This is a genomic window from Ensifer sp. NPDC090286 (assembly GCF_044769565.1).
Taxonomy (GTDB): domain Bacteria; phylum Pseudomonadota; class Alphaproteobacteria; order Rhizobiales; family Rhizobiaceae; genus Ensifer.
In genome coordinates this window covers 23,155-36,435 of record NZ_JBIVYF010000015.1, presented here as the reverse complement: position 1 = coordinate 36,435, position 13,281 = coordinate 23,155, and the positions used below count along the sequence as shown (strand labels likewise).

Sequence of the window (13,281 nt, the reverse complement as noted above, 5' to 3'; positions counted from 1 at the left end):
AGCAGGCCACTCCTGACTCCGCGACACCATCATTGTGAGGGACGACCACCGGCCCTTCAAACCTGGCGGGCCGGGTCAGCCCGTTACACCATCTTAAACGCACAGAACGGGAACATTCGCGCAACAAGCCGTGGATCGGGTTCGTCAAGTACGGGCCAGTCGGCTCAAAAGCAGCCTGCCTCAGGCCATCAAGCGCAGCATGCCCCGGTGGCCGACGGCCCGCAGCCACTGACGCCGAGTCAGCCAACCAACGGTCCCGCGGCTTGCAACTGGCGGGTCGCGGCGTCAGCGCAACCTCTAAGGCCCCGTTTTTCGAAACAGGATCGTTGGCACAGAACAACTGTATCGGGCGGACGCCATCGCTGACTTCAAAGGTCAGCTTGGCGGAACCGTCGAGACGGACGTGTTCGGAAACCTTGCGGACGATGGCCGAGAACTTCCCCGCGGTCATATGGGTTCGATCGCCCTCCTCGATATCCCACAGCTGCACGAAGATTTCTGACCAGGCTTCCGGGTTCGCCCCGCAATCAAGCGCGGAGAACTGACCCGCCTTGACCTCGGTCACGTGATAGCCGGGCTTCACGGCCCTCCCGTCATACAGGAACACCAACGGCAGGTCCGGTGTCTCGGCGGCTCTTCCGAGCAACTCCCCTAGCGAGATATCAGTTTTGTCGGATTGGCTATTGTCGATCGCGATCATTTGCGGCTATCCTCAATTTCAATGATTCAAGGATTATTGAAATATGGATGACCGTCAAGCCCTCTCTTCCTTCGCCGCGCTTTCACAGGAGACCCGGCTCTCCATTGTGAGGACCTTGGTTGTCGCCGGCCCTGAAGGATTGGCCGCCGGAGCGATTGCCGAACTCATGGGCGTCTCTCCATCAAACGTCTCGTTCCACCTCAAGGAACTCGAGCGCTCCGGTCTCATCGCCCAGCGTCGAGAGTCGCGCTCGATTGTCTACAGCGCGAGTTACGACACGTTGGCCGACCTGGTGACTTTTCTGATGGAAGACTGCTGCGCGGGGCATCCCGGCATCCGCGGCTCGGTCGAGCGATCCACCGGTTGCTGCCCGAGCGAAGCATAGGCCGCCGAGGACTACGTCATTGCATACGATCAAGGTTCCAGCGGGCATCGTCTCCGCTCTCGGTGTCACGCAGATCATCGGCTACGGCACTCTCTACTATTCCTTCAGTATCCTCGCACCCGGAATGGCCAAAGACCTCGGCATCAGCCTGGAACGGGTCTTCGCCGTTTTCTCGGTCTCCCTGCTCATCGGCGGTCTGTCTGCTCCGTTCATCGGCAGGCACATGGACAAGATCGGTGCAGCGACGGTGATGACGCTGGGGTCGGCTCTTGCAGCGTTCACTCTGGCGCTGTGCATGGTCGCCTTCCGTATCGCTTTTCGCCCTTGCGATTGTCCTGCTCGAAGTGTCCTCCGGCATGGTCCAGTACCAAGCGGCCTTCGCGACACTGGTCGAAAGCGAACCTCGAACGGCTTCACGCAGCATCACCTATCTGACACTCACCGGCGGCTTTGCCTCCACCATCTTCTGGCCGATCGCCGCGACACTGACCCGATATCTGACCTGGCGGGAAATCTATCTGGTGTTCGCCGCCCTGAACCTTCTCGTCTGCATGCCCCTGCACTACTGGATCATGCGTGCCGGAAGGCTGGGCTCCAAGACGAGCGAGACAAGACCTCGCGAGATGGTCGTCGGCGCTCTCGAGCCAGAGGCGCGTCGTCGGGGGATGTTGCTGGTCTCCTTTGCCTTCTCGCTTTCGGGCTTCACTCTGGCCGCAATCCTTGCTCACATGGTGCCGATGCTCGGCGCGATCGGACTCGGCAGTGCGGCGGTCGCGATCGGCTCCTTATTCGGTCCGGCTCAGGTCATGAGCCGCCTGATTAACATGGTCTTCGGAAAGAGCCTGTCGCCGCCCGCACTTGCGATTATCTCCGCGGCGCTCATGGTTGTCAGTGCGGTGATACTCGGGGTGTCGGGCAATTGGCTGCCAGGTGCGGTGGCTTTCGCCGTCTGCCTTGGGCTTGGGTCGGGGATCAACAGCATCGCTCAAGGGAGCTTGCCGCTTTATCTCTTTGGGTCCGCCGGCTATGGCGCGATTACGGGAAAGATGGCGGCGGCAAGGTTGGCGACTGGCGCAGCCGCCCCGTTTGCGTTCGCGGCTGCAATGGATCAATTCGGGATCGCCGTCTCGCTTTTCGTCATCGCCGTCCTGGGTACGCTCGGAATCCTGGCATTCGTCGCTGTCGCCTCGTCGGTTCGTCGCGACAGCGTTGCCTGAAGTCCGATCGCAGCCGTTCCCACGCTTTGATCTTGTTGCTGTCAGCCGCGAACCTCTGGGGGCACGGCTGACAGCATTTCGCCTTAGATCGACTTGAGGTGCACGCGCTTCTCCAGTTCGGCCGCGTGTTCCTTCCGCTCGCTGTAGCGGTCGGTCAGGTGGGCCGAAGCGTCCCTCGTCAGAAGGGTGACCTTCACGAGCTCCTCGCAGACATCCACGACCCGGTCGTAGTAGGAAGAGGGCTTCATCCTGCCGTCGGCGTCGAACTCTTGGTAAGCCTTGGCGACGGACGACTGATTCGGGATCGTGATCATCCGCATCCAGCGGCCAAGCACGCGCATCTGGTTCAGCGCGTTGAAGGACTGGCTGCCACCGGAAACTTCCATGATCGCCAGTGTCTTTCCTTGCGTCGGGCGGATCGATCCGAGCGACAGGGGAATCCAGTCGATCTGGGATTTCATGATCCCTGTCATTGCACCGTGGCGCTCGGGGCTAACCCACACCTGGCCCTCCGACCACTGGGAGAGGTCGCGCAGCTCCTGCACTTTCGGATGGCTGGCCGGAGCCTCGTCGGGAAGCGGCAGCCCCCTCGGATCGAACATCCGCACCTCGCACCCCATGCGCTCGAGAAGACGTCTGGCTTCGTGCGCCAACAGGCGGCTGTAGGAAACCTCCCGGAGCGAGCCGTAGAGGATCAGGATGCGCGGCTTGTGCGTCGAGAACGCTGGCCGCAACGCTTCGACGTCAGGCTGGCGAAGATGCCGCTCCTGCAATGCGGGAAAAGTTTCAGACAACGCGCTTGCCCTCCTGATCGAGGACCTGTTCGCCGTCTTCCTTGAAGAAGGCTCCCTTGAAGGCATCCGGCAGGATGTCGAGCGCGACCTCGGACGGCCGTGCGAGTCTGGTGCCGAGGGGCGTGACGACGAACGGTCGGTTGATGAGGATCGGGTCCTTCAGCATCTCGTCGAGCAACTGGTCATCCGTTAGCTCCGGATTATCAAGACCAAGTTCCGCATAGGGCGTGCCCTTCTCGCGGACCGCCTGGCGAACGGTCAATCCGGCGTCGGCGATCATCCTCGCCAGCACTTCGCGCGACGGCGGAGCCTTGAGATATTCGATCACGGTCGGTTCGATCCCGGCCGCGCGTATCATCTCCAGTGTGTTACGTGACGTGCCACAGGCGGGGTTGTGATAGATGGTGATGTCCATGGTCATGTCCTTTCGGTAATCGTGTTCCGGGAGACGGAGGGCGCTGCCTCGTACCAGCCCTTGGTGCGGTTCACGGCCCAGGCGACCGTGAGCATCACAGGCACTTCGATGAGTACGCCGACGACGGTCGCCAGCGCCGCGCCCGACTGAAAGCCGAACAGGCTGATGGCGGCCGCGACCGCGAGTTCGAAGAAGTTGCTGGCCCCGATCAGCGCCGACGGCCCGGCGACGCAATGACGTTCCCCCGACATCCGGTTCAGGAGGTAGGCCAGCCCCGAGTTGAAGTAGACCTGAATGAGGATGGGGACGGCCAGCAGCGCAATGATCGTCGGCTGGGCGATAATCTGCTCGCCCTGGAAACCGAAGAGGATAACGAGCGTCGCGAGCAGGGCGACAAGCGAAAGCGGCTGCAGTTTCGCCAGCATGGCATCCAGCCTCTTGGTCGCCCCGTCGGCCGTTAGGCGCCTTCTCAGGACCTGGGCGATGATGACGGGGACGACGATATAGAGGACGACCGACAGGACGAGCGTGTCCCACGGTACGGTGATGGCCGACAGTCCGAGCAGCAATCCGACGATCGGTGCAAAGGCGACGACCATGATCGCATCATTGAGTGCGACCTGTGAGAGCGTGAACAGCGGCTCGCCGCGGGTTAGGTTGCTCCAGACAAACACCATCGCAGTACATGGCGCAGCCGCGAGGATGATCAGGCCTGCGATGTAGGAATCTATCTGGTCAGCCGGCAGATAGGGGCGGAACAGCCAGCCGACGAACAGCCATCCGAGCAGCGCCATGGAGAACGGCTTGATGGCCCAATTGATGAAAAGGGTAACGCCGATGCCGCGCCAGTACGTGCTGACCTGCGCCAGCGAGCGGAAATCGATCTTGATGAGCATCGGGATGATCATCAGCCAGATCAGGATGGCAACCGGCAGGTTCACCTTGGCGATCTCCGCCGCGCCGATGACCTGGAAAACGGTAGGCATCAGATGGCCGAGGGCGACGCCGACGACGATGCAGAGGAAGACCCAGATGGTGAGATAGCGTTCAAACGTCGACATCAGGCCATCTTTCCCGGAGTTCGCGTCGTGCCTTCCATCGCACCGATCTGGCTGAGCTTCGTTTCGAGCGCCAGACGGTCGATCGATGACAGCGGAAGGCTAACGAAGGCCATGATGCGGTTCTTGAGGAAACGGGCGGCCGTCGCGAAGGCGCGCTGGATTTCGGCTTCGGAACCGACAACCGCAGCCGGGTCTTCGACACCCCAATGCGCCGTCATCGGATGACCTGTCCAGACCGGGCAGGCTTCGCCGTGCGCGCTGTCACAGACGGTGAAGATGAAATCCATTTGGGGTGCGCCGGGTTCGGCGAAGACATCCCAGCTCTTCGAAGAGTAACCAGTCGCCGGATAGCCGAGCGCCTGCAGTTCCTTCAGGGCATGTGGATTGACTTCGCCCTTGGGCTGGCTACCCGCGGAGAAGGCCTGGAAGCGTCCGCCGCCTTCCTTGGTGAGGATGGATTCGGCGAGAATAGAACGAGCGGAGTTGCCCGTGCACAAGAAGAGCACGTTGTAGGTCTTGTCGGTCATGGTTGTGTTCCGTGGTTAGGTCGGAGGTCTGCTGAGCTTCATGATCGTTGCCGATGCCGGGCAGATGCCCGAAAGCTGGCGGGTCGCGAGAACGGCAGACGGCACATCGCCTCGCTCGACCACGACGAAACCAAGGCTTTCGAAGAACGGTGCGGCGGAGGTCGTCGCCAGAAAGACTGCCGAGCTGACATTGACCGCCTTCAGCGTTTCCCTGGTCAACGATTTTCCAAGCGCCTTGCCACGATGCTCGGGTAAGATGACCATCGACCTGAGAAGCACGTCGTCGCCGCACACCTCGATGCCAGCGTAGCCAACCGTGCCGCCATCGGAGGAAACCGCCCTGAAAAACGAACGCCCTGTGTCTTCGAGGTCCTCGGTTGGAAGACCGGAAGCCGACAGCGCCAGTTTCAGTTCCGGATCGCTTCCCGGGACTGGGTCCAATCGGATGTCGCTCATGACGGCTTCACCTCGGGTGCGCAGCAAGGCGTGAGTTCGGCGATTAACGGCGCGCAGAGTTCGGTCGAGCCGCCGCAGCAGTCCTTCAACAAGAAGAGAGTCAGGTCGCGCAGTCCCTGAAGGTCAGCCCGATAGATGATCGAACGGCTCTGCCGTTCACTCGACACCAGGCCCGCACGCGACAGGGTCGCCAGGTGCGCGGACATGGTGTTCTGCGGGACATCGAGAAGGCGGGCGAGTTCTCCGGCGGGTACGCCATCGGGTTCTTGCCGAACAAGAAGCCGAAACGTCTCGAGCCTGGTAGATTGGGCGAGTGCGGCAAGAGCCGCGATTGCGGTTGAGTTATCCATATATCCAGACTAATAGATATATTGAGGTTGTCAATAGGTCCGCCGTTGTGTCGTAAATCAGTTGTGGTCGCATTCTGGATATCGCGGCTAGCCGGTGCCATGCCACTCAGGGCTGATATCACCTATCCCTCGCCTTGATGGGAATCGAACCGGCGCGCCTACGATCAGAGTCTACCAACTATCCAATTTAAGACGACAATTCTTCCTCATAGTTGAATTTGACTGCGCACAATGTGCAGTTGACATCTGATGCGATGTGACTGCATATTTTGTGTAGTACACAAAAGGAGTGGTGCGATGGCTTCCCGCTTTGGCAACTACGAGACTACCGAAACGGGCGCCCGCCTGACGCAAATTATCGCGCTGCCCGAAATGATCCCTGAATATTGTGCATTGAGCCGGATCGGTAAGCCTGCCGTGCAGGCAATCGCGGCCGACGTGGCCCCGATAATTCAAAGCCTGCCCACCAAGGAAGAGCGCGATACCGCAAGCCAGTTTGTTGGCTGGCGTGTCGCTAGAGTCATGCGCGGTTTGGGCTACAAGCTAATTCAGGAGCGCGGCCGTGTCACTGGTGCGCCATATCGCACAGGTGCGGTTTGGTCTTACGAACCCGGCCGCGTGAAGGTGGCGGTCTCCATACCACAGGGCATTTCCCGCAAAATCGACGTGCGTGTGAAAGCTGTAGGCGGGCAGATCGTGGCCGACATCGACGCGGCCGACAAAGGAGAGGGCTCGGTACACAGGCTGCATAGTATCCTACGCGTGCGCGTGCCCTTCGAAGAGGCGATCGATTTCGCGACCAGCTACGCCGAGCGTCACGGCTTCGGCTACGTTCATGTTCTCGACGCTGAGCGCCATCTGCCCCTCGACCGGCTGCGGGGTTTCCTGTGATCGGCGAGTTTGTTGCCCGCACCGAGCTCATGCCATGACCATGACCGCAGCGGGTCGGCGTAGAGTCTTCCTATGATTTTGACGGCCAACATTCGCAGTCCGAAAACACGCAAGGCCTACGCACGATCGGCTGCTATTTTTCCAGTTTGTCAGTTTCCGATGGCGCCAGCCCCGTTTGAGAACTGTCTGTTCGGAGGGAAGCGAATTTAGCTGCAGCACAACTATCGGTCATTTCGGGCGCACTCATCGAGGCGGTCTTGCGGACGGAAGGCAGCGGGACACATAACGGCGCGGAGGGCATTGCTAGCTGCATACTGGACGCGCCCCCGAAAAAAGGAAAGCGCTGCTAGAGGAATATTGAAAGAAGTGTTGTTTGGGTTTATACCTGCGATTGTAGGGAACCTTGTCTTCGGAGCCTCAATCATGGCCGAAAAGAATGATTTTAAGATTTCTCGTCCGCAGCTCAATGATCTCATCCAACGCGCCGGCAAAGACGCGGTCGAAGCGGCACTTATTCAGAACGGCAGCGCCCCAACGGAGAAGGGCGCCTTCACCATTTCACGCCCGCAACTCAACAAGCTCATAGAGCGCGCCGGACCTGAAGTTGTTGAACGAGCGCTGATCCAAAATGGCAGTGCCCCCACAGAATAGCGGGTGCGTGCGTTTATGCAACTGCGCATAAATCCGCTGCTTTTGATCTATCCCTCTTCGATTGATGGAAGGCGCAATTTCATCATTGAAACCAGTGCCTCGCGATCACCACTCATACAGAGAAGTCCCGATGTTGCCTGGGCGCTTACTGTGCTGCCGGAGCACTTCACTGCTGAGAACGCCGTTGAATGCTGGGCAGACGTGATCGGTGCCGATGCCGCTGTCGATCTGCTGGACGGATTGATCGTCGAACGGGTGATTGTGCCCGAGAACGACGGGGATCCTTCCATCCAGCGATACGACGAGTGGATGAGCTTTGGGTGGGGGGAAGCCGCAAGCTTCCATGAGGCGACCCGCGACTACCCGTTCGTGAAGATGAACGATCCGGGCGCTTTCGACATAGATCGCCGGAGGATGCAATCATATGTCGACAGTTCTCCACCTCCGTCGATCTATCAGCATTTTGATGCATCGCTTTCCATAGAGCTGCCGCCGCGGCTTGATGCCGGTGCCTCAGCCAACGAAGCACTTGATCGAATGTCGCTGGAAGACAGGCGCGCGATCCCTGGGCTCGGCCTGTTTTTTGACATCTGCTATGGCCAACGCTCGACCGAGCCGTTCGACGTTCAAGGGAGTTTTCTCAGGAAGACCATACCTTCGGGGGGCGCACGCCACCCAACAGAGATTTTCTTCACTGCGTTTGAGAATTCGCCGCTTCCCCCCGGGTCCTATCACTACAATGTCGAGCACCACCGACTCGACTGCATTCGCCCGGGCGATCACAGGTCCGCTTTGCGTCGGGCAACCTTTGACCTGTTCCAGAAGTTCGATCGCCCGCCATTCGGATTGATCACCTTCACATCCCTCGTTGAGCGAGCCATGTGGCGTTACCGCGACGCGCGGTCCTCGCGTGCGGTTCTTATCGATATCGGACACGCCTTGATGATCTATCGCACCGTTGCCACTGCCATCGGTTTCGAAACTTATACCTACCAGAAAATCCGTGACTCGGAGCTTTGCGAGACTATCGGCATCGACCGAATCCGTCAGCCCCCTCTCTTCGTGGGAACGCTCGTGTGACCGGCCCGTATTTGACGACCTCACCCTTCTTTTTCGTCACGCCGGCAGAGCGGCGTTGGAAGGCTGTCGAGTTGTCGCAGAATGAAGGGTTCAAGCACCTTGCTCGCGAGGTTTTTGACGCAGCCGCCTTCTTCTTGGACCCGAAAAGCCGCCAGGAGGCTGAGTTAAGTGGGATCATGCCGGAAGCGATAGATGCAGCCCTAGAAAATAGGATATTGATACCGGCCGATGACCCCTCATTGCCAAACATGCGTCTTTGGGAGGATCGCCGTTGGTCGCGCGTGGCCTATCTGGCCTTTTCGCAGCAGAACCTCCGTTACCTCGAACCTACCGAAGGAGATCCGCTCATCCATGATTTGATCGAGTTTCGTCGGAGCTCGATCAGCGACTATCTAGATGTATCCGCGTACCCACCACGCCATCTCGTCAAAGCACCGTTGGCAATTATCGAATTGCCCCCACAACCCCGCCGCCCTGACGCGGATCTCGACGCGTTGATGCGCCGACGGAGCGTCCGCAGCTTTTCCTCGGAGCCAGTCGATCTGGAAACATTCACAAGAGTCCTTTCGGAAGCGACCCACTACGTGCGCGTCGCAGACGCGTCCAAGCGCAGCGGCGATCCTTTTTTTCTGCTGAATTCGTTCTATACATGGCTCGAAATATATGTGGTCGTGCAGGGTGTCGAGGGTCTGCGCCGTGGTGCCTATCAATACGACATGAACGGCAACCGCTTGCTGGCCATCGACTGGGATATTCCGGACGACCACATTCTGACTTGCATCCAGCATCAGAATTGGATTGGCGGGGCGGGCTTCTGCGTATTCATCTCTGTCGACTGGCTGCGATATCTCTGGGTTTACCGACATGCGCGTGCCTATGTGAACCTCGTCATTCAGCTTGGCGAAATTGGTCAAGAACTCCTGCAAGCAGCTTACCGGTATGGCCTCGCTGGATGGCCCACACCGGCTGTTCACGAGAGCAATTGCGCCAAGCTTCTGCAGTTAGACGACCGCCGCCGGGATGCCATGTATTTCATGAAACTCGGCCCAGCGAAAACTGGGATCTTAAATGGTGATTGAAGACCTACGCGAAAACGGATGGCTGATCCTTTCGAGGCATAGCGATTCTGAAAAGTTTTCGATGTTGACGAGGCAAATCGAGAATGACGCGCCGCTGATGCGCGATGTCGAAATTACCTCGGCCGCAGCGAAAGGCCAGCTTCGCGCCAGCAGGAAACAGTTCGATTTTCACACCGACGGCGTCTTCTGGAAAATTCCGCCACGTTGGATGTGTATCGAGGTGCTCAGAGCCGACGCGGGTGGAGCATTGCACGTGGTCGATCTTCGGCCCTTGGCACTATCGCTAGGTGCGATCGGGCCAGTCTTCTTCGGGAACGAAAATGCCGGGTGTGTTGCGCGCGCAGCAGACGACCGCGATGGAAACTGGATATTGCGTTATCGGCGGGACTACATGCATGCCGTAGATGGCACCGAGCCAGCGCATTGGGAAAGCGCGCATACGGCTGTGGCAAACCACGTGCAAGCACAGGCGCACCGCGTTGGTGAACTTCAGCCTAACGAATGTCTGTTCTTAGACAACTGGAGTTTCGCCCATTGCCGGGAGGCATTTTCAGGCGAACGCGTGATCCGCCGGATGTGGTTTGGCGGGATTGCCGCTTAAATGAAGCCATTCAACGCGCACACCGAGAGACTGCTCCGAGCCGCACTGCCACGCACATGCTTGATCTTCGATGTTGGCTGCGGCAATGGCGAAATCGCCTTCTGGCTCGCAGAAAATTGCGGGCATACGGTGTACGGCGTCGATCCAAGACTTCCGCTGCCGAGAGGTTACTGGCATTCGGTGACTGATCTGTCTCGCGGCGAAGTGAGATTGATGAACGGTCACGTCGAAAGCTTGAATCCCGACCACAAATTCGATTGCGTGCTCGCACTCGGTTTGCTGCATTCGCTCGGTGGCCGAGGCGCTGTTGACACAATGCTGGGCAGGCTATGCCAATGGACTAAGCCAGGCGCTCTGCTAGCCCTATCGTGGCTTTCAAGCACGCGCTCATCGAGCAAACGCCACTACGGGGTTTATCACCCTACTGAGGATGAGGTTCTTTCCAGGCTTGCCAACTTCGGCGCTTCTTTGCAGTGCACATGGAACGCGGACATAATCCATAGCGATGGCGGCACTCATTGCCACAGAGCGGTCTATGCGCTATGGCGAACGGAACACACGACATGACGAAACCCTCCTATGATCAGTTCGCCGACGTCTATGATCGGTTGATGGGCGACATTTCCGTGCGCCGGTACAGTGCCTTCGTTACGAAGACACTGTCGGAGGTTGGCGACAGGCGATTGAAGATCCTTGATCTTGCCTGCGGCCCCGGTCGCTTCGCGTCATTTTTGCTTGAGCAGGGGCACGAAGTCACTGGGGTCGATCTTTCACCTGAAATGCTTGCGCGGGCGCGCGCCAACGCTCCTCTTGGGCGGTTTGAGCCTTTCGATATGAATGCGCCGACACCTTTTGAACGAAAGTTCGATGCCGTCATTTGCCTGTTCGACAGCATAAATCACCTCTTGTCCCTCGACGCCGTAACACGCCTATTCGAAAATGTGCGCAAAGCTATTTTGCCGGGCGGGTTATTCCTATTCGACGTCAATACCGCAGATGGCTTTGCGGCGCGGTGGAAAGGCGGCCTTTCCTATATCGAGAATGATCTGGTCGTCGCCGGTTCACCCCGCTGGAATGGGCAAACGCTTCGCGGCGCTTTTGCCCTGGCTTGGTTCAAAAAACCAAATGACGCGGTAAACTTCTGGACCAGGCACGACGCAATAATTGAAGAGGCAGCGTATTCTGATACCGATCTTTCGGCAGCCCTCAAGCATGCGGGCTTTGGACGCTTCCAGGCCATTGAGGCTTCGCAAGACGCCAATCTGCCGAATGAGGAAGGGCGCACCTTTTGGGTGGCGTATAGCTAGACACGGTGCGGGTGTCTATGAGATGCCGTTCTTAGGGTTTGACAAGCCGGTCGGCTGTCAGTCCGACGGACGTCGATTGCAGGGGCTGCATCCTGATAGCATGGCCAGCGCCAATAATCGAAACGCTCGCTGAAACCCAAAGAAGAAGTTGGATTGTTTTTACAGTCGAAGGCCAGCCGGATGGCCTCAAGGTCACCCGATATTCGCCATCGAACTTATTAAGATTATCGAGATAACCGTTGAAGGCTCGCCCAAACCTTCCCATAATGTTTATGAACGAAATACTCAGAATTACACAGAAGATGAAGATGCCCGCTGCCACAACTCGATCGGTCTTCAGCTGAGAAGCCGCAAAATACCACAAACCTCCCAGCGCGACGGTAAAAAGCGGAGGGATCTTGTACAAGATGTCGTTCATTGAACGGAAGTGCGCATACTGCTCTCGATAGATATCAGCTATCCGGATACGTTCCCCGACGCTGTGATTATGGGAATTTTCTTCCTGTGGTTCATTGGCTATACCGTTCGACATCTTAAACCTCATCGTTCGATTCTCTTTAGCATCGAATGCGGGCTTAGTGCGGGAAGATTTTCAAATGGGGCATCCGATCTATCTCGATGGTTTTGCTACTCTACCGCTTGCGCCTGAAGCTCGCGAGGCGATGCTTGCCGTTTGGGCGCAACCGGGCAATGCCGGTTCGGCCAACGTTTCAGGCGAGATTGCCGCCCGCACGATTGCCGACGGCCGCGAATCGGTTGCCGACCTGATCGGCGCCGCGACGAGCGAGATCACCTTCACGTCGGGTGCGACCGAAGCCAACAATCTCGTCATTTTGGGCGTGGCACGTGCGGCCCGCGGACTCGAACCTAAACGGAAACGCGTCCTCGTTTCGGCTGTGGAACATAAGGCTGTGTTGGAGCCTGCACACGCCTTGCGGTCCAAAGGGTTTGAAGTCAGCATTGCTCCCGTAGATCGCCGCGGTCGGCTTGATCTCGCCGAATTTGCGCGGCTCGTCGACCAAGATCTCCTCCTCGCATCCGTGATGATGGTCAACAACGAGACCGGTGTTATTCAGCCGGTCAAGGAAGCTGCTGCCTTGGCGCATGAGAGCGGCGCGCTCTTCCATAGCGATGCGGCACAGGCCGCCGGCAAGATCGACGTCGATGTCGTCGATCTTGATGTGGATTACCTCACTCTTTCGGCACACAAATGCTATGGTCCGATGGGCATAGGCGCCCTCTATATTGCGGCATCGGCGCCAAAGCCGGTTCCCCTAACCTGGGGTGGTGGCCAACAAAGCGGCCTGAGATCCGGAACTGAGCCGGTCGCACTGATTGCAGGTTTCGGCGCCGCAGCTCGTGTTGCAAAACACCGGCTTTCATCCGACCAGGAGCACTGCTCGGTGTTGATCGAGCGGTTGCTTGAGACGCTTGAACAACGGCAGCTTCGTCTCCGGAAGGTAAGCGGCAACGCGCCCACGGCTCCAGGCACGGCGTCCATCCAGCTCTTCGGCGTCGATGCGGACGAGCTCTGCGCCCGCATCGCGCGCCACGTCTCGCTTTCAACGGGCTCGGCATGCACCTCAGGACAAATAAAGACTTCTCATGTTCTTGAATCTATTGGCCTTTCTGAAATAGACGCTCGTGGCGTTATTCGGATTTTCTGTAATCGCTACCAGAATTCGGAAGAGATATTAACCGCTGCCGGCCACATTGTTGATGCCGCCGCGCTGTCTCGCCTTGAAACTGGAGAGGTTCACCAGTAAG

The 13,281-nt window shown here is 58.4% G+C and carries 17 protein-coding genes and 1 pseudogene; 10 read left to right on the top strand and 8 right to left on the bottom strand.

Annotated features, from left to right (window positions below; genetic code table 11):
- The coding region (locus ACIQUG_RS34580) for a DUF6428 family protein (protein WP_402326920.1) at nt 1–700 on the bottom strand (700 nt) is incomplete at its 3' end.
- Nucleotides 701–743: 43 nt separating this feature from the next.
- On the opposite strand from ACIQUG_RS34580, the gene ACIQUG_RS34575 reads away from it, so the two are divergent.
- Both ACIQUG_RS34575 and arsK read left to right on the top strand, forming a co-directional pair.
- Nucleotides 744–1,085, top strand: coding sequence for an ArsR/SmtB family transcription factor (locus ACIQUG_RS34575; RefSeq protein WP_402326919.1), 342 nt, complete (start codon nt 744–746; stop codon nt 1,083–1,085).
- A gap of 19 nt (nt 1,086–1,104) precedes the next feature.
- Nucleotides 1,105–2,302, top strand: a pseudogene (gene arsK, locus ACIQUG_RS34570) (arsenite efflux MFS transporter ArsK).
- 83 nt (nt 2,303–2,385) lie between these two features.
- Here the strand turns inward: arsK and arsH are convergent.
- The 6 genes from arsH to ACIQUG_RS34540 are packed head-to-tail and all read right to left on the bottom strand — an operon-like array spanning nt 2,386 to nt 5,905.
- On the bottom strand, nt 2,386–3,114 hold the full coding sequence (gene arsH, locus ACIQUG_RS34565) for an arsenical resistance protein ArsH (RefSeq protein ID WP_402326922.1): 729 nt from the start codon (nt 3,112–3,114) through the stop codon (nt 2,386–2,388).
- Nucleotides 3,089–3,511, bottom strand: a complete 423-nt coding sequence (gene arsC, locus ACIQUG_RS34560) for an arsenate reductase (glutaredoxin) (protein WP_402326917.1) — start codon at nt 3,509–3,511, stop codon at nt 3,089–3,091. Before arsC ends, arsH begins: the two co-directional genes overlap by 26 nt.
- Nucleotides 3,512–3,513: 2 nt before the next feature.
- Nucleotides 3,514–4,572, bottom strand: a complete 1,059-nt coding sequence (arsB, locus tag ACIQUG_RS34555) for an ACR3 family arsenite efflux transporter (RefSeq protein ID WP_402326916.1) — start codon at nt 4,570–4,572, stop codon at nt 3,514–3,516.
- A complete protein-coding gene (locus ACIQUG_RS34550) occupies nt 4,572–5,099 on the bottom strand; it encodes an arsenate reductase ArsC (protein WP_402326915.1) in 528 nt (175 codons plus the stop codon). The genes arsB and ACIQUG_RS34550 overlap by 1 nt, the downstream gene beginning before the upstream one ends.
- 15 nt (nt 5,100–5,114) lie before the next feature.
- On the bottom strand, nt 5,115–5,555 hold the full coding sequence (arsN2, locus tag ACIQUG_RS34545; RefSeq protein ID WP_402326913.1) for an arsenic resistance N-acetyltransferase ArsN2: 441 nt from the start codon (nt 5,553–5,555) through the stop codon (nt 5,115–5,117).
- The gene (locus ACIQUG_RS34540) at nt 5,552–5,905 is read right to left on the bottom strand and encodes an ArsR/SmtB family transcription factor (protein ID WP_402326912.1); all 354 of its coding nucleotides are present in this window, start codon (nt 5,903–5,905) and stop codon (nt 5,552–5,554) included. Before ACIQUG_RS34540 ends, arsN2 begins: the two co-directional genes overlap by 4 nt.
- A 297-nt stretch (nt 5,906–6,202) precedes the next feature.
- Between ACIQUG_RS34540 and ACIQUG_RS34535 the strand changes: the two genes are divergently transcribed.
- The 7 genes from ACIQUG_RS34535 to ACIQUG_RS34505 all read left to right on the top strand — a co-directional run bounded on the left by ACIQUG_RS34535 (nt 6,203) and on the right by ACIQUG_RS34505 (nt 11,514).
- Nucleotides 6,203–6,796, top strand: a complete 594-nt coding sequence (locus ACIQUG_RS34535; RefSeq protein ID WP_402326911.1) for a hypothetical protein — start codon at nt 6,203–6,205, stop codon at nt 6,794–6,796.
- A 423-nt stretch (nt 6,797–7,219) separates the two neighbouring features.
- Nucleotides 7,220–7,447, top strand: a complete 228-nt coding sequence (locus ACIQUG_RS34530; RefSeq protein ID WP_402326909.1) for a hypothetical protein — start codon at nt 7,220–7,222, stop codon at nt 7,445–7,447.
- Nucleotides 7,448–7,462: 15 nt separating this feature from the next.
- Nucleotides 7,463–8,527 (top strand): SagB/ThcOx family dehydrogenase, encoded by a 1,065-nt coding sequence (locus ACIQUG_RS34525; protein WP_402326908.1) that lies wholly within the window; start codon nt 7,463–7,465, stop codon nt 8,525–8,527.
- Nucleotides 8,524–9,606, top strand: a complete 1,083-nt coding sequence (locus tag ACIQUG_RS34520) for a nitroreductase family protein (RefSeq protein ID WP_402326906.1) — start codon at nt 8,524–8,526, stop codon at nt 9,604–9,606. The genes ACIQUG_RS34525 and ACIQUG_RS34520 overlap by 4 nt, the downstream gene beginning before the upstream one ends.
- Nucleotides 9,596–10,207, top strand: coding sequence for a TauD/TfdA family dioxygenase (locus ACIQUG_RS34515; protein ID WP_402326905.1), 612 nt, complete (start codon nt 9,596–9,598; stop codon nt 10,205–10,207). Before ACIQUG_RS34520 ends, ACIQUG_RS34515 begins: the two co-directional genes overlap by 11 nt.
- Nucleotides 10,208–10,774 carry a class I SAM-dependent methyltransferase gene (locus ACIQUG_RS34510; protein ID WP_402326902.1) on the top strand — a complete coding sequence of 189 codons (567 nt, stop codon included), beginning with the start codon at nt 10,208–10,210 and terminating at the stop codon, nt 10,772–10,774.
- Entirely contained in the window at nt 10,771–11,514 is a 744-nt protein-coding gene (locus tag ACIQUG_RS34505; RefSeq protein WP_402326901.1) for a class I SAM-dependent DNA methyltransferase, read from the top strand. Before ACIQUG_RS34510 ends, ACIQUG_RS34505 begins: the two co-directional genes overlap by 4 nt.
- A 31-nt stretch (nt 11,515–11,545) precedes the next feature.
- On the opposite strand, the gene ACIQUG_RS34500 is transcribed toward ACIQUG_RS34505, so the two are convergent.
- Complete coding sequence (locus ACIQUG_RS34500; RefSeq protein WP_402326900.1) at nt 11,546–12,046, bottom strand: hypothetical protein; 501 nt, start codon at nt 12,044–12,046, stop codon at nt 11,546–11,548.
- 64 nt (nt 12,047–12,110) lie between these two features.
- Here ACIQUG_RS34500 and ACIQUG_RS34495 point away from each other — a divergent pair, with 64 nt between their 5' ends.
- Nucleotides 12,111–13,280: a cysteine desulfurase family protein gene (locus ACIQUG_RS34495; RefSeq protein WP_402326898.1), complete on the top strand. Its 1,170-nt coding sequence runs from the start codon at nt 12,111–12,113 to the stop codon at nt 13,278–13,280.
- Nucleotide 13,281: the final 1 nt, after the last annotated feature.